Source organism: uncultured Friedmanniella sp. (assembly GCF_964244005.1).
In the GTDB taxonomy this organism is placed as follows: Bacteria; Actinomycetota; Actinomycetes; order Propionibacteriales; family Propionibacteriaceae; genus Microlunatus.
In genome coordinates this window covers 46,765-62,741 of the sequence record NZ_CAXTHG010000020.1, presented here as the reverse complement: position 1 = coordinate 62,741, position 15,977 = coordinate 46,765, and the positions used below count along the sequence as shown (strand labels likewise).

Sequence of the window (15,977 nt, the reverse complement as noted above, 5' to 3'; positions counted from 1 at the left end):
AGCCGGTAGCCTCCCTCCCCTGACCCACTGACGCCGAGCCCCCCGCCACGTTCTCGCCCCGGCTCTCCCGGCTCCCGCCGCCCCCGGGTCCTACCCGGACCCCCACTTCACAGGGTCACGGGCGACTTTGCTGCTGCGCGCGCACTGGTGAAGTCGTCCGCCAGCCTGTGAAGTGACCGGCCAGGCGGAGCCCGAGCCCAGCCGAGCCAGCCGAGCGCGTCGGGAGGGGACGAGCGGGGTTACGGCTGGGCGAGGCGGTGGCGGAGGCCGGAGGCGCGGAGGGCGGGTCGGAGGACGGCGCGGCGGACGGCTTCCTCGGTGCCGAGAACCAGGACGCGGGAGGTGGCCCGGGTGACGGCGGTGTAGAGCAGCTCGCGGGTCAGCAGCGGGGAGTCCGGCGCCGGCACGACGAAGGTGACCCGGGTGAACTGGCTGCCCTGGGCGCGGTGCACGGTCATCGCGTGCACCGTCTGCACGGCGTCGAGCCGGACCGGAGCCACCAGGGTTGGCTCGGCGCCGCGAGCGAAGGCCGCGCGCGGACCGCCTGGGGTCTGCACGACCACGCCCGTGTCGCCGTTGTAGAGCGACATCTCGTAGTCGTTGGCGGTGATCAGCAGCGGCCGGCCGAGGTACCACTCGCCGTCCTCGCCGTAGCCGGGCACCGCCTCGACCAGCCAGCGTTCGGCCTCGACGCTCCAGCGGGTCACCCCGTACGGTCCGCGCCGGTGGGCGCAGAGCAGCCGGTGGTGGTCCAGCCCCTGCAGGGCCGCTCGGACGTCGCCTGCCTCGGCGGCGTCGCGGGTCAGCCGGCCCGCCTCGACCACCGACGCGGTCAGCTCAGCGAGGTCGTCGATGCCCGGCACCCGACCGGTCGCCGGGTCGAGCTCCACCTCGCAGAACCCGACGTCGGGCGCCTCGGAACGCAGCACCGCGAGGACCGTGTCGGCGTCCTCGCGCCGGATCGCCCGCGCCATCGCGTCGATCGAACCGCCGTAGCGCCAGGGCCGGGTCAGCTGGACCACCCCGTGCACCGGCGGCTCCGGCCGGCCCAGCCGGAGGTCGAGCGCCGGCAGGTCCAGCCGTTCCAGGCCGTCGATCAGCTCGGGGGCGGCGGGTCCCGGGGCGTTGGCGATGTCGGCCAGGACAGCACCCGCCTCGACCGAGGAGAGCTGGTCCGGGTCGCCCACCAGCACGAGCCGGGCGTCCGGCCGGACCGCCTCGAGCAGCCTGGCCATCATGGTCAGCGAGACCATCGACATCTCGTCGACGATCAGCACGTCGTGCGGCAGGTGGTTGGTCGCGTCGTGCCGGAACCGGCTGCGGCTGCCCGGCTGCCAGCCGAGGAGCCGGTGCAGCGTCGACGCGCTCACCGGCCCGATCCGGTCGCGGTCGGCCGGGTCGAGCGTCGCCGCCGCACCGCGGACCGCCTCCTCCAGCCGGGCGGCGGCTTTGCCGGTCGGGGCGGCGAGCGCGATCCGCAGGCGCGGACCGGGCTGGTCGTGCAGCAGCGCGAGCAGCCGAGCGACCGTCGTCGTCTTGCCCGTTCCCGGACCGCCCGCCAGGACCGTCACCCGGCTCAGCGCGCTGACCGCGGCCGCGAGCTGCTGGCGGTCTGGCTCGTCGTCGGCGAGGCCGACGTGCGGGAAGAGCCTGCGTAGCGCCGCGGCCACCCGCGGCACGTCGAGGGTGAAGCAGCCGGCAGCGAACCGGGCCTGCAACGAGGTACGGACCAGCTCCTCCTGCTGCCAGTACCGCTCCAGGTAGAGCAGCTCGCCGGCCAGCCGCAACGGACGGCCACCGGACTCGTCCTGGCCCAGCACGAGCGGGCTCTGCCGGCAGGCGTCGAGCCACCTCTCCGGGTCCGGCCACGGCAGACCGGTGACGTCGACCTGTTCCTCGGACTCGTCGAACACGGTGCTGTTGACGGTCCGCAGGTCGACTGCGACCGAGCCGTTCCGCAGCGCCCGGACGGCGAGGGCGAGCGCGAGCCGGACCCGGTCATCGTCCTCGCCAGCCATCCGCGCGACCGCAGCGGCGGTGTGCACGTCTGCAGGTCGCAGCACGCCGGCGCCGTTGAACTCCCCGAGCAGCCCGCTCGCGCCGAGGACCACCGCGGGGTCGCCCGGTGTGGGGACCGGGTACCGGATGTCGGCTGATGCGCCGAGAGACGCGGTCACGACGACCTCCCCGGCCCGGCGTCCAGCAGGTCCGACAGCCCGGTCACCAGGGCGGCCGGCGGCCGCCAGCTGAACACCCCGGCCGGTACGCCGTCGACGGTCGGCGTCTGGGGCCCGGCCATCCCGCGGACGAAGAGGTAGAGCACGCCGCCCAGGTGCACCGCCGGGTCGTAGCCCGGCTGGCGCCAGCGCAGCAGCCGGTGGACGGCGACGGCGTACAGCAACGCCTGCAACGGATAGTGCGCGCTCATCATGGCCTCCGCGAGCCGGTCGGGGGCGTAGTCGGCCAGCAGCAGCGGCCGGCCGTCGAAGGACCCGAGCCAGTTGGTCTTGTAGTCCACCACCAGGTAGCGCGAGGTGCCGCGCTCGTCGCGGACCCGCAGCACCGCGTCGATGCTGCCGGTCAGGTAGCCCCGCAACGGCTGCTCGGCCAGCGCCGGGTGGGCGACCAGGTCGGCGTAGCGACCGAGCGGGTCGCCCGGCGGCACATGGGCGCGCAGCAGCGGCGCCAGCTGACCGACCGTCACCTCGGCGTGAGTGGTGTCACCGCCAGCCAGCGGCATCTCGAAGCCCAGCTCGGGCAGTCGGTCGCTGACGGGCAGGTCACAGAGCCGGGCACCACTGGCCAACGGCCCGAGCGAGGTCTGGAAGGCCGGCAGCAAGGCGGTGGCCAGCTGGGCGACGCTCATCGTGGTGCTGCCGACCGTGGCCAGCGCAAGGCCGGTGGCGCGGACCAGCTCCGCCGCTAGGTCGTCGGCGCTCGGGTCGACGAGCTCGAACACCGCGTGCACAGCGGTGCCGAAGTCGACGCCGCTCGGCAGCTCCCCCATCGGCGAGGGGATCGCCCACGCCCCGGCCCCGACCGAACCGACCGCAGCTTCCTCGTCGATACCGAATCCCTCCAGCCCCTCGACTCCCACGCCGAGCGGCGGCACCTGCGACTCGTCGTCGACGTACACGGGTTCGGCCTCGCTGCCCACGGCGGGGGCGAGCAGGTCCAGGCCGTGCACGGCGGCGGTGAGCGCGGAGTAGGAGGTGCGCCGCCACCGCAGGTCGAGTGGCCGGTCGAAGACCCGGGCGTTCATCGCGACGGGTACCTCGGCCGGCGGCTGCCAGGCCACGAGCGGCCTCGGTCCAAGGACTTCGAGCGCGACCTGGTCCCCGAGCGGACGAGCGCTGAACGGGTCACCCGACAGCGGGTACGACGGCTCGGGGACGACGGCAGTGCCGGTCGGACGGTACAGGAACCGCTGGAGCGCCGAGCAGGGTGTGTTCCACGACGGCAGCCACCAGGTGACGACCTGGCACTGGGCCCGGGTGAGCGCGACGTAGAGCAGCCGCAGGTTGTCCCCGGCGTCCTCCTCGCCGGCCAGCCGGAAGCGCTCCGCCCGGTCGGGGCCGGTACGGCCGCCGACGTCGAGCACGTTCACCCCGTCGACGTGCAACGACAACGTGCCGCCCTCGTCGCGGCTACGGACGTGCCGGTCCCAGGCGTCGGGCAGGTAGACCACGGGGTACTCCAGCCCCTTGCTGCGGTGCACGGTGACCACGGTGACCGCGGCGTCGTCGGTCTCCAGCCGGCGGCTGCCGTCACCGACGAGCCGGCTGCGGGCCTCGGCGACCCGGTCCTGCAGCCACTCGCGCAGCGCGCCGGTCCCGAGCGGCCCGGCCACCATGGCGGCGTGCAACGCCTCGGCCAGGTGCCGCAGGTCGGTCAGCTGCCGTTCGCCGCCGACCGTCCGCAGCAGCCGCTCGGGTAGCGAGGTGTCTGTGGTCATCGTCTCCAGCAGCGCGGCCACCCCACGTGCGGCCAGCACCCGGCTCCACCACCGCACCCGCTGCGCGAGGTCGGTCAGCCGGGCCTCCGACGCCTCGGCCAGCTCGGCGAAGGTCCAGCCGAGGAACGGGGTGAGCGCGGCGCGACGGGCCAGCTGCTGCCGCGGCTGCTCCAGCGCCGTGAGCAGGGTCAGCCACTCTGCGGCCATCGGCGAGGTGAACACCGAGCGGGCGCCCAGCATCACCGCCGGTACGCCGGCCGCCACCAGGGCGTCCCGGACCGCCTCGCCGCGCTCGTTGGTCCGGACCAGGACCGCCAGGTCCTTCGGCTGCACCGGCCGCCACTTCCCGTCCAGGTGCAGCTCGTGACCGCCCCCGAGCGTGGCGGTCACGTCGGCGACCAAGTCGGTCAGGACCTCCGACCGGAGGGTGTCGACCTTCGGCGGCTCCTCGGCGTCGGGCGGGAACGGCTTGACCCGCAGCCGTAGCGCCGGCGGCTCGCTGCCGCCCGGTCCACGCAGTCGGCGTTGCTGGGCGTCGGCGCGGACGGGACGGACGACGATCCGCGGGTCGCCGAGCGCCGTCCCGCCCATCAGGGCGTCCAGCGCTTCGACCACCGCGGCGTCGCTGCGCCAGTTGGTGGACAGGGTCTGCACCCGGCCGGCCGAGGCGACGGCGTCGAGATAGCTGAAGACGTCGGCGCCGCGGAAGGCGTAGATCGCCTGCTTGGGGTCGCCGATCAGGATCAGGGTGGCGTGGCCGTGGAACGCGCGCTGCAGGATCTCCCACTGCACGGGGTCGGTGTCCTGGAACTCGTCCACCATGACGACGGCGTAGCGCTGCCGTAGCCTCTGCGCTGCGGCTGGCCCCCAGACCGGGTCGGCGAGGGCGTCGCGGAGCCGGGTGAGCATGTCGTCGTAGGTGAACAGCCGGCCCACCAGCTTGCGCCGCTCGACCTCGGCGCGCACCTCGGCGGCAAACCGCACCCGCTCGTACGCCGCACCCGGGCCGGGATGCTCGGCGGCGTCGGTCGGCAGGTCCGGCACCAGCCGGGCGTGGACGGCGCCGACCGCCTGCTGCGCGACGGTCAGGGCCTCGTCGAACCGGAACGGCGGCTGGCCGTCGGCGGCGTAGCGGCGCAGGTAGACGTCCCCCGCCACCTCGCGGGTCAGGTCGCCGAGGTGCTCGACGAACACCGCCGAGGGTTCGCGGTCGCCCAGCACGCCGAGGCCGTCCAGCATCTCCAGACAGAACTCGTGGGTGGTCGCGATCGTCGCGGAGTCGAAGTCGGCCAGCGCCCGGGCGACCCGGGACTGCCGGGCCTGGAGCTCGTCGGTCGCACCGCGGCACAGGCGCCGGACCACCTCATCAGCCCCGGCCGGCTGCGGCCGTCCCGCGAGCACGGCGCGGAGCGCCAGGTCGGTGTCCACCAGCCGTTCCCGCACCCGTAGCCGCAGCTCCAGGCTGGCGTTGCGACCGAACGTGACCAGCATCAGCTGGGACAGCTCTACCTGGCCCTCAGCCAGGTAGCGGGCGGTGAGCGCGGCGATCGTGAAGGTCTTGCCGGTGCCCGCGCTGGCCTCGAGCACGGTGGTGCCAACCGGCAGTTCTCCGCCGACGTCGAACGGCTCCGGATCCAGGCCGGACGTCGCGGCCGTCACGACCGGCCCTCGATGTAGAGCAGGGGGTCGAACACGCGGCGCGCCAAGGTGCCGAAGCGGGTCGGTTCGACGATGGCGCCGAGCTCCTCGCCGGGGCGGTGCGGCTCCGCCAGCAGCAGGTCGAGCCCGGTCCGTCCCCGGCCCTCGGGGTCGGTGCTGAAGAAGCGGCCGTAGCTGTCGTCGGTCTCCTGCGCCCATTCCCTGGCGAGGGAGGTCCACTGCTGCCTGGTCGGCTCGCGGCCGGTCCGCCGGATCTCGCTGTAGAGCGCCGACGTCTTCGCGGCAAAGGGCAGCGGTTCGCGCAGACCGACCTGCGCCAGCTCGACCAGGTCGGAGAGCGCCCGGGCCGCCCACGCCGACTCCACCGGGCCGAGCACCACAAGACCGCGGCGGGCGACGCAGACCGCCCGCCAGGGCCGACCGGGCCGCGCCGCGCTGAGCGCCAGCAGCTCGAGCCAGGCCGCCAGCCGGTGCCGGGCGCTCAACCGGGAGAAGCTGACCGTCACGACGTCCTCGCCGTGCACGCCGGTCACGGTGCCGACCAGCGGCCGGTCGCCGAGCTGGCCGCTGATCTCGACCTTGGCCGCCACCGACCCGAGGTACGGCGCGGCCGTGGCCTCCACCTCCGCCACCTGGTCGGTGACGGCCTTCAATGCCTGCGCCCCGAACGCCCGCGGCGGCAGCTGACCACGGCGCCACTCCGCCGCCCGCAGCACGTCCAGGTCGGCCCCCTGCAGGCGCTGCTCGAGCAGTCGCTCGCCGATCTCCCAGCGGCCGAGGCCGTCGAGGTCGACGGGAATCTGCGGGTCGGGTGTCTCCTCCTCGGTGTACAGCGACACCCCAGCCCGGGTCCGCAGCAGGGCCCGGACCGGATGCCGGTAGAAGCGGACCAGCTCGGCCAGCTCCACCGGCTCGCCCTCGGGCAGGGCCGCGAGCACCGTCCGGCCGAAGACCGGGACTGGCGGCGTCCTTGCCCCGGCCGCGGCCCGTGCGCCCCGCAGCGCCGCGCGGTCGAAGCTGAACGGTCCGCTCGTCCGGCCCCCTCGGTCCCGGACCGGTACGAAGTTGGCCGCGTCGTAGGGCTGCAGCCGGTGCCGGACGGTCACCGCCGACGACACGGGCGTGCCGTCGACCGTCGCCGCGGTCAGGTCGAGGGTGTCCAACAGCTCCTTGACCGGAACGGCGGGCGGGACGTCTCCGCCGGACCGGGCGTCCATCCCGACGTAGACCACCACCAGGTGCTCCTCGGCGGCCATCACCGCGTCGAGCATCAGCTGCCGGTCCTCACTGCGCGGGTCCGCGTCGCCGACGTGCTCGACGACGGCAGCGATGTCGTCCCCGTCGCGCCGGCCGCGGCGGGGGAAGACCCCGTCGTCCAGGCCGAGCAGACAGACGACCCGGTGCGGGATCGACCGCATCGGGTGCATCGTGCACATGGTCAGGGTCCCCGTCCGGAAGTTGCTGCGGCCCGGTCGGCCACGGAAGGCGTCGGCGAGCAGGGCCGTCACCTCGGGCAGCGACAGCTCGGCGTCCGTGACGGTTCCGGCGGCCTCGGTCAGGCGCAGCAGCTCGGCGTTGGCGTGGCCCACCTGCCAGCTCTCGCTGGCCGGCACCGCGGTCAGCAGCTCCAGGGACTCGCGGAACAGCGCCACCCAGTCCGGGAGCGGCCGCGGCCGGCGACAGCGGTCCGTCACCGAGCGCAGCCGGGCCACGAACTCGGCGAGCCGTCCGACCACGTCCACGTCGGCAGAGTCCACGTCGTCCAGCGGCAGGGCGGTGCCGAGGAAGTGCTGGCCGCTCTCGTCCATCGTGACGCCGAGCAGCAGCCGGTCGAGCCCGGCGCTCCAGGTGTTCTGACCGAAGCCGGCCATCCCGAAGGCCGCCCGGTGCTCGGCGTCCAGCCCCCAGCGCACGCCGGAGGAGGCCACCAGGTCGTGCAGCCGCTCCAGGTCGTCGGCCCCGAACCCGAAGCGGCGGGCCACCGGCGGGGCCGCGCACAGGTCCAGCAGAGCGGCCGACTCCATCCGGCCGCTGGCCAGCAGGACGAGCCGGTTCAACACCGACAGCAGCGGGTTGATCTGGCGCAGCGAGCGGTCGGCCAGCCGGACCCGCAGCCGGTGCCCGGGATGCTCCGCGGTGGCGTCGTCGGCGTCGAGGCCGAACGTCGCGGCGACCAGCGGCGCATAGGTCTCGATGTCGGGGCACATCACCACGATGTCGCGCGGCTCCAGGCTCGGGTCGTCCTCGAGCAGCCCCACCAACACCTCACGCAACACTTCCACCTGGCGGTCCGGCCCGTGTGAGGCGTGCAGGCTGATGCTGCGGTCGTCGGCGGCGAGCAGCGGCCGCTCGGTCCCGTCCAGCGGGCGGTCGGCGACGATGTCGGACTGCAGCTGCTGCAGCAGCGTGGTCGCAGGCTGACGGCGAGGGGCCAGGTGCTCGTCGTGGTCGACCGGGGCGCCGGCGGCGATCACCAGCTGCAGCTCACGGACGTCGCGGCCGAGGTAGGCCAGCAGCCGGTGCCCACCGGTGCCGGAGGTCTCGGCGCGGCGGTGCGGGAGCGGGGACCCGTACGGCGGCGGACCGGCGGTGTGCTGGAGCGCGGCCCAGAGGGCGGGGGAGGGGTGGGGCAGCCACAGGTGTACCTCGCGGCCGGCGGCCAACGCGCTCAGCACCCGTACGTGCTGGGGCTCGATCCGGGTCGGTCCGAAGAGCGAGACCCGTTCGGGCAGGTCGCTGGAGGCGGCGTCAGCACGAAGCGCGTCGGCGCCTCGCCCGGTCCGCTCCGCCGGGCTCGGCTCGCCGATCTCCGTCCGCAGCCGTCGCCAGAGCTCGGCCTGCCAGGCTCGGTCGGGCTCCAACGGACGGTCCTCGCCGTCGACGTCGCGACCGCCGGCCCAGGCGAGCACCATCTGCGGCCGCGCGCCCGCGTAGCGGGCGAAGAGCCCAGCGAGCTGCCGGGCTGTCGACCACCGGCGGCCCCCGCGGGCAGCGTCCACGCTGGCCGTCGCGACGCCCGAGGACGGCCCCGCGGACGTCCGGTCGCCCAGGTAACGCCACAGCACCTGCGCCCAGGCCTCGCCGCGGCCAGCGTCCAGGACCCGCAGCAACGGCCAGACGGCGTGCTCGGGCCGCCAGGGGTCCGCCGCCGACCGGCCCTCGCGCTCGCCGAGAGCGCGGGCCACCAGCCGTCCGGGGGAGGGGAAGGTGATACCGGCGCAGACGCCGTCCGCTGCCCCGGCCGAAGCGCCCAGCCGGGTCGCCAGCCGTTGGCTGAGCCAGCGTTCGACTCCCGGCGTGGGCACGCTGACCACCTCGCTGGCGAACGGGTCGACCAGCGGGTTGGTGAGCACCTCACCGAGCGCCGCGACCAGACGGTCGGCGCGTTCGGCTCGGTGCAGGTGGAGGCTCATGACCCGGCCCACCCTAAGTCCGACCTCTGACAGTTCTCGTGGCGGAGGAATACACCCTCGGGATGGACATCGCCGACGTCGGGAGCGAACCTGAGCGGTTGGCTGACCGTGGGCTGAGAGATGACCGATGCCTCGGGATCTGTCGCTGACTCAACCCAGTGGCGACCATTGCTCGCGACGCGAGCGCGCGGCGTGGCCGTGCCACCTCCTCATCGCGTCGGGCGTCGAGATAAAGAGCCAGCAGGTTCATCAGAGAAACCCCTGTCAGCCCTGCGTCGACTGTCCGCGGCCTGCGGAACGCGGCTCGGATCCGGTCGAGCTGCCAGATCCAGGCCGACCCGGAGTCAGCCGAGCAGGCTCAGCAGCTCGTCCGGCTCCCGGATCAGGTGGTCAGGGGACGAGGCCTCGAGCTCGGCCGCCGTGCCGTAGCCCCAGAGCACGCCGACCGACCGGACGCCGCAGGCGTGGGCGGCGGAGATGTCGATGTGCCGGTCGCCGACCATCAACACCCGGGCCGGGTCGGGGCTGCCGAGCAGCTCGAGCGTGCGGGTGAGGGTCTCGGTCTTGGTGTGGTGGGTGTCGTCGGTGCCGTTGACCACGGCGAACCGCCGTCGGAGGTCGTAGCGCTCCAGGAAAGACTGGGCCACGGTCGTCAGCTTGGCGGTCGCCGTTCCGAGGGCGGCGACGGGAGCCAGCCGGTCGAGCAGGTCCACGACCCCGGGGTAGACCGTCGCCTGACCCATCCCGGTCTCGCGGTAGTAGTGGCGGTAGGCCGCCACCGCCACCTCGATCTGGTCCGGCGCCAGACCGAGACCAGCGAACAGCTCACCGACCGGTGGCCCGAGGTCGGCGCGCAGCACCTCCTCGGGCGGCGGCTCGACGCCGACGGTGCGGAGGGCGTGACCGTAGCCAGCGACGATCCCGTCGGCGGAGTCCATCAGCGTGCCGTCGACGTCGAAGACGACGACCGTGCAGCGGCTCAGCGGAGCTCGGCCAGCTTGCGGTCCACCTGGGACGCGGACGGGTTGGTCATCGCGGAGCCGTCGGAGAAGAGCAGCGTCGGCACCGTCTGGTTGCCCCCGTTGAGCGAGGCCACGACGTCCGCCGCGTCCGGGTGCGTCTCGATGTCGACCTCGGTCCACTCGATCCCGGAACGCTGCAGCTGACCCTTGAGCCGGGCGCAGTAGCCGCACCAGCTGGTGGTGAACATCGTCGGACGGCCGGGCTGGGCCTCGTAAGCGCTCATGGTCGGCCAAACCCTCCTGCTTGCGCCGCTATTCCGGAGCACCCCTTCTCACCGGCCCGGCCGCCGGAGGACCGACGAGTGGGCGGCGGTGTCGGATACCCTGACCTTGATGCCGTGGGGGCGGCCAGGTCAGACCGCCAACGTGGCAGGAGCTCCGATGCCGCCCTCCCCCCGCTCGGTCCGCGCTTCGCGCTGGCTGCTGTGGCCGGTGGCTGCCGCCGCCACCCTCGCCCTCGTCAGCCAGGCCTCGTACGCCGCGTTCAGCTCCAAGGTCTCCAACGGGGACAACAGCTTCTCGGTCGGCACCGTCAACCTGAGCGACGACGACTCCGGCACCGCACTGTTCATCCTGACCAACCTCAAGCCCGGCTCCAGCGGGTCCCGCTGCATCGCGGTCACCTCGAGCGGGACGCTGCCGTCCTCGGTCAAGCTCTACGCCACCGACGTCACCACCACCAAGGGCCTCGGAAGCTATGTCTCGCTGACCATCACCCAGGGCACCGGCGCGAGCTTCGGCTCCTGCAGCGGCTTCTCCGCCCTCGCCACCGGGTCGGCCGTCTACTCCGGCACCGTCACCGCGTTCACCGGGGCAGCGACCGGCTACGGCAGCGGGGTAGGCAGCTGGTCCCCGAGCGGGACGGCAACCGAGACCCGCAGCTACCAGTTCGGCTACACCGTCAGCGCCGCCACCCCCGACTCCGCCCAGGGCGGGGTCGCCACGTTCGGTCTCACCTGGGAAGCGCAGAACACCTGACCGTGACCGACTCGCCTCCATGGACCTGGCCCTGGCTGCTCGCGACCTCGCTGAGCCGCGCGGCGCTGGCCGCGCTCGTCTGCCTCGGGCTCTGGGGGGCGGTGCCGCTGGCCATCGGCTGGCATCCCACCACGGTCAGCAGCGGGTCGATGCTGCCGCGGCTGCAGGTCGGCGACGTGGCCGTGTCCCGTCCGCTCGGAGCGGCCCCGCCAGCCGTCGGCAGCGTGCTGCTCTTCGACGACCCGGACCACCCCGGCCGGCTGCGGCTGCACCGCTTCGTCCGGATCGACGACGACGGGATGCTGGTCACCCGCGGCGACGCCAACACCGGCGACGACTCGACCCCGGTGGCGTTGACCGCGGTCCGCGGCATCGCCACGTTGCGCGTGCCCTGGGTCGCCCTGCCGGTGGTCTGGCTCCGTGAGCGGTCCTGGCTGCCGTTGGGCCTGACCGTGCTGGGGTTGTTGGGTCTGCTGGCCGTGGCGGCGCGCAGCCGTAGCTTCGGGTTCCCTGACGACGAGGAGACCGAGGACGACCCGGGCAGCCAGGTCCCACCGCCGGCGGTCGGCGGCGACGCCGGCTTGTCGGGCCCGGACGAGCTGGCCACCCCCCGGCCGCCCAACCCAGCGCGGACGGGCGGCGGGCCGACCACCGGGTCCGCCCCGGTGACCCGCCGTGTCCGTCAGCTCGGCGTCGTGGGCGTCGTCGCCCTGCTCGGCTGCGTGTCGGCTGCGCCCGCCGATGCGGCGTTCACCGACCGGACGACGACCAGCGCCGTCCTGGTCGCGGCGACCTACTTCAAGTGCGCCAACGCGGTCACCGCCGGCGTCCCCTCGCTGTGGTACCGAATGGACGAGACGTCCGCCACGGCCACGGCCGCCACCGACAGCTCCACCTATGCCCGGACCGGTACCTACAGCTCCGCCGGCCGGACCGCTGGGACCAGCCGGGCCTGCGTCCGGGACACCGGCCGGGCCATGACGTTCGACGGCTCGAGCGGCTCTCTCAGCTCACCCGCGCTCAGTGGCGCCGCCCCCAACACCTTCACCATCGGCATCTGGTTCAGGACGACCACGACGCGGGGCGGCAAGATCATTGGCTTCGGCAACGCCTCGTCGGGGCTGTCGGGCGTCTACGACCGGCACCTCTACCTGACCGACACCGGCATCGTGGTCTTCGGCATGTTTCCCGGCACGGTCAAGACGCTCGCCTCACCCACGAGCTACAACGACGGCGGATGGCACCAGACCATGGCCACCTTGTCCAGCGCCGGCATGCGGCTCTACGTCGACGGCAAGCTGCTCGGCTCCGACCCCTCGGTCACCACTGGCGACTCCATCAACCCGGCGTACCTGAGGATCGGCTCCGACAACCTCAACGGCTGGCCGTACCCCATCTCCAGCTACTCCTTCGCCGGCACGCTGGACGACGCGGTGCTCTATCCGACCGCGCTGACCGCCGCGCAGGTGGCCGCCCAGTACGAGGCCGGCACCAACTGAGGCTGGACCTGAGTGGCGTCGGCCGCTTCCCTGAGGAAACCCGGAGGTGCTCGAATCCCTCGTCCGATCCTGAGCGGAGACGTGGGGTGAGACACCGTTGTCACTGAGGTCGGCTGGGCAGAGTTCATCTCACCGGACCACGAGGTCTGGACGAGGCCGGCAGCGAGCGGCCCGGACGAGAAACTTCCCCCAGGAGCCCCCGATGTCCCGCACCCCCAGCAGCCGCACCGCCACCATCGCCAAGATCGCCGTCATCCCGGTCGCTCTGATCGCTTCTGGCCTCGTCGTCTCCCAGGCCTCCTACTCCGCCTACTCCGCCTCGACCTCGAACCCGACCAGCAACTGGTCCTCCGGTACGGTCCAGCTCAGCGACGACGACAGCAACGCGGCCCTGTTCTCGGCCAGCAACCTCAAGCCCGGCGCGACCGGTACCAAGTGCATCGTGGTCACCTCCTCGGGCTCGCTGGCTTCCACGGTCAAGCTGTACGCCGCGAGCGTCGCCACCACGAAGGCGCTCGCCTCCTCGATCACCCTGAACGTCACCCAGGGCAGCGGCGGCTCCTTCGGTTCCTGTACCGGCTTCACCCCGGCCGCCACCAACCCGTCGGTCTTCAGCGGCACCCTCGAGAGCTTCGGGACCACCGCGACCAGCTTCGCCACCGGCCTCGGCTCCTGGGCGCCGACCGGCACCGCGACCGAGTCCCGTACCTACCAGGTCTCCTACACCCTCGCCGCGAACGCCCCCGACTCCACCCAGGGCGGCACCGCCTCGGTCGCCCTCACCTGGGAAGCCCAGAACAGCTGATCGCTCGACGCTGGTCGAGCCACGAACGCGGCGGCACCCTGCTGGGTACCGCGCGCGGCGCGCAGGACCCGGAGCTGATGGTCGACTGGCTCGTCGAGCTGGGGATCGACGTCCTCTTCGTGGTCGGCGGTGACGGCTCGATGCGGGGGCGCCAGCGGCATCGCCCGGGTGCTCCGGGTACGCCGGCCGAGTCCTGCAGGTCGGCCGGGACCGAGCGGATCCGCCTTCAGCGCGGCGGCCAAGATCATCAACGCCGCCATGGCCGAGGGCGCGGGCCAGGCACCTGCTCGCTCTGCTCGAGGCGTGTCCTGCTCGCTCGGTCGTCCAGAGCGGGCCGGGGCCCGACCTACCCGACGCTCGCAGGGGACTGTCAGTTCCCGCGGTTAGGCTTCAAGGCGTGTCGAACACCCGTACGTCTGCCGATCCCGAGGCGCTGCTCGCGGGCCTCGACCCCGAGCAGCGAGCGGTGGCGACGACCCTGAACGGGCCGCTCGCGGTCATCGCCGGCGCCGGGACGGGCAAGACGCGCGCCATCACCCACCGGATCGCGTACGGGGTGGCGACCGGAACGTACAACCCCACCGCGGTGCTGGCCGTCACCTTCACGACCCGCGCGGCCGGTGAGCTGCGGGGTCGGCTGCAGCAGCTGGGTGCCCGCGGCGTCCAAACCCGGACGTTCCACTCCGCGGCGCTCCGCCAAGCGCAGTACTTCTGGCCACAGGCGTACGGCGGCGAGCTGCCGCAGGTGCTCGACAACCGGATGTCACTCGTTGCGGAGTCGGCCAGCCGGCTGCGGATCCGGGTCGACACGCCGCGGCTACGCGACCTGGTGTCGGAGATCGCGTGGGCCAAGGTCAGCAACGTGACCGCCGAGGACTATCCGCGGCTGGCGGCCGCCGCCGGCCGCAGCATCGCCTCGATCGACCCCGAGACCGTCGCCCGGGTGTTCACCGCGTACGAGGGCGCCAAGCGCGACCGGGGCCGGATCGACTTCGAGGACATCTTGCTCTGCGCCGCGGCGCTGATCTCCGAGCACGAGCAGGTGGCCGACACGATCCGTCGCACCTACCGGCACCTCGTGGTCGATGAGTACCAGGACGTCAGCCCGCTGCAGCAGGCGTTGCTGACCCTGTGGCGCGGCGACCGCAGCGAGCTCTGCGTGGTCGGCGACCCGGCCCAGACCATCCACTCCTTCGCCGGCGCGCAAGCGAGCTACCTCACCGACTTCGCCCGCCGGCACCCGGGCGCGACCGTGGTCAAGCTCGTCCGCGACTACCGGTCGACCCCGCAGGTGGTGGGGTGCGCGAACAAGATCATGTCCGGCGTCAAGGCCGGCGGGATCAGCGCCGTCACCCTGCAGGCGCAGCAGCCCGCCGGGCCCGAGGTCGAGTTCGTGGAGGCGCCCGACGAGGCGGCCGAGGCGGCCGGGATCGCCGACTGGCTGTCCCGGCAGGCGAGCGACGGCGTGCAGTGGCGCGAGATGGCGGTGCTGTACCGGATCAACGCCCAGTCCCCGGCCATCGAGCAGGCGCTGGCTGAGCGCCAGATCCCCTACCTGGTCCGCAGCGGTGAACGCTTCTACGAACGGCCCGAGGTACGCCAGGCGCTGCTCACCCTGCGGACCGAGGCGAGGGCAATGGGTGAGGGTGAGGGCGGCAGCGCGGTCGACCAGATGAAGGCCGTCCTCGGCACGCTCGGCTGGAGCCCCAGCCCGCCGGACGGCGCGGGCGCGGTCCGCGAGCGCTGGGAGTCGTTGTCCGCCCTGCTGAGCGTGGCCGAGGACCTGACCGCGCGTGTCGCCGAGGAGGGTCCGACCGCGACGCCGGTGGACCTGCGGGCGGTCTCGGCCGAGCTGGACGCGCGAGCCGAGGCTCAGCACGTCCCGGTGGCCCAGGGCGTCACCGTGTCCACGCTGCACTCGGCCAAGGGGCTGGAGTGGGAAGCGGTGGCGCTGCTCGGCACCCAGGAGGGGTCGCTGCCGTTCGTGCTGGCGACCCGGCCGGAACAGGTCGAGGAGGAACGCCGGCTGCTCTACGTCGGGGTCACCCGCGCCCGCCGCCGGCTGCGGCTCTCCTGGTCGCGTACCCGTAACGGGGGCGGGAACCCGCGCAAGCCGTCCCGCTTCCTCGACCCGGTGCTGCCCGAAAGTGCCCGCGGTGCCGGTCCGACGGCGGCACGCTCGACCCGGCGGCGCGGCTCCGTGCTGTCCCAGCACTGCCGGTCCTGCGGATCCGCGCTGGGCGACGCCGCCGAGCGCAAGCTCGGCCGTCACCTCAGCTGTCCGTCGACGTTCGACGAGCAGACGATGGCCCTGCTGCGGGAGTGGCGGCGTCAGCAGGCGAGCGAGCAGAAGGTGCCGGCGTTCTGCATCTTCACCGACGCCACCCTGATCGCCCTCGCGGAGGCACGGCCGCACAACCGGTCGGACCTGGTGAAGGTCCAGGGCCTCGGCCCGGCGAAGGCCGACAAGTACGGCGACGAGGTGCTGGCCATCCTCGGCAGCGAGTCCGAGCGCGCCCGCGTCTGAAATGGCGCCGTCGCTATCGGTGTGGCTGGTTCGCTGAAAAAAGAACGTGAGAAACCCGGAAAAGCCTTTGCGCGTCGCGCGCGGCCTCCCCTAGGCTGAAGCCCGTTCCCAGGAGGGAT

At 73.3% G+C, this 15,977-nt stretch carries 9 protein-coding genes; 4 read left to right on the top strand and 5 right to left on the bottom strand.

Features of this window, described 5'->3' with window-relative positions; translation table 11 throughout:
• Window positions 1-239: 239 nt before the first annotated feature.
• The 5 genes from recD to ACFE76_RS13605 all read right to left on the bottom strand — a co-directional run bounded on the left by recD (window position 240) and on the right by ACFE76_RS13605 (window position 10,273).
• Window positions 240-2,177: an exodeoxyribonuclease V subunit alpha gene (gene recD / locus ACFE76_RS13625; protein ID WP_375432302.1), complete on the bottom strand. Its 1,938-nt coding sequence runs from the start codon at window positions 2,175-2,177 to the stop codon at window positions 240-242.
• On the bottom strand, window positions 2,174-5,614 hold the full coding sequence (locus ACFE76_RS13620) for a UvrD-helicase domain-containing protein (RefSeq protein ID WP_375432301.1): 3,441 nt from the start codon (window positions 5,612-5,614) through the stop codon (window positions 2,174-2,176). The genes recD and ACFE76_RS13620 overlap by 4 nt, the downstream gene beginning before the upstream one ends.
• Window positions 5,611-9,027: an exodeoxyribonuclease V subunit gamma gene (gene recC, locus ACFE76_RS13615; protein WP_375432300.1), complete on the bottom strand. Its 3,417-nt coding sequence runs from the start codon at window positions 9,025-9,027 to the stop codon at window positions 5,611-5,613. The genes ACFE76_RS13620 and recC overlap by 4 nt, the downstream gene beginning before the upstream one ends.
• Before the next feature lie 344 nt (window positions 9,028-9,371).
• A complete protein-coding gene (locus ACFE76_RS13610) occupies window positions 9,372-10,010 on the bottom strand; it encodes an HAD family hydrolase (protein WP_375432323.1) in 639 nt (212 codons plus the stop codon).
• A complete protein-coding gene (locus ACFE76_RS13605) occupies window positions 10,007-10,273 on the bottom strand; it encodes a mycoredoxin (protein ID WP_375432299.1) in 267 nt (88 codons plus the stop codon). Before ACFE76_RS13605 ends, ACFE76_RS13610 begins: the two co-directional genes overlap by 4 nt.
• A gap of 157 nt (window positions 10,274-10,430) precedes the next feature.
• Here ACFE76_RS13605 and ACFE76_RS13600 point away from each other — a divergent pair, with 157 nt between their 5' ends.
• The 4 genes from ACFE76_RS13600 to ACFE76_RS13585 all read left to right on the top strand — a co-directional run bounded on the left by ACFE76_RS13600 (window position 10,431) and on the right by ACFE76_RS13585 (window position 15,858).
• Entirely contained in the window at window positions 10,431-11,027 is a 597-nt protein-coding gene (locus tag ACFE76_RS13600; protein ID WP_375432298.1) for a TasA family protein, read from the top strand.
• Window positions 11,028-11,029: 2 nt separating this feature from the next.
• A complete protein-coding gene (locus ACFE76_RS13595; protein ID WP_375432297.1) occupies window positions 11,030-12,526 on the top strand; it encodes a LamG-like jellyroll fold domain-containing protein in 1,497 nt (498 codons plus the stop codon).
• Between the two features lie 202 nt (window positions 12,527-12,728).
• The gene (locus ACFE76_RS13590) at window positions 12,729-13,331 is read left to right on the top strand and encodes a hypothetical protein (RefSeq protein WP_375432296.1); all 603 of its coding nucleotides are present in this window, start codon (window positions 12,729-12,731) and stop codon (window positions 13,329-13,331) included.
• Between the two features lie 397 nt (window positions 13,332-13,728).
• Window positions 13,729-15,858, top strand: coding sequence for an ATP-dependent DNA helicase UvrD2 (locus tag ACFE76_RS13585; RefSeq protein WP_375432295.1), 2,130 nt, complete (start codon window positions 13,729-13,731; stop codon window positions 15,856-15,858).
• Window positions 15,859-15,977 lie beyond the last annotated feature (119 nt).

Bases quoted from the DNA above. Each gene is read 5' to 3' on its own strand.
- recC (WP_375432300.1), bottom strand. From the start codon at position 9,027: ATGAGCCTCCACCTGCACCGAGCCGAACGCGCCGACCGTCTGGTCGCG.
- ACFE76_RS13605 (WP_375432299.1), bottom strand. From the start codon at position 10,273: ATGAGCGCTTACGAGGCCCAGCCCGGCCGTCCGACGATGTTCACCACC.
- ACFE76_RS13600 (WP_375432298.1), top strand. From the start codon at position 10,431: ATGCCGCCCTCCCCCCGCTCGGTCCGCGCTTCGCGCTGGCTGCTGTGG.
- ACFE76_RS13590 (WP_375432296.1), top strand. From the start codon at position 12,729: ATGTCCCGCACCCCCAGCAGCCGCACCGCCACCATCGCCAAGATCGCC.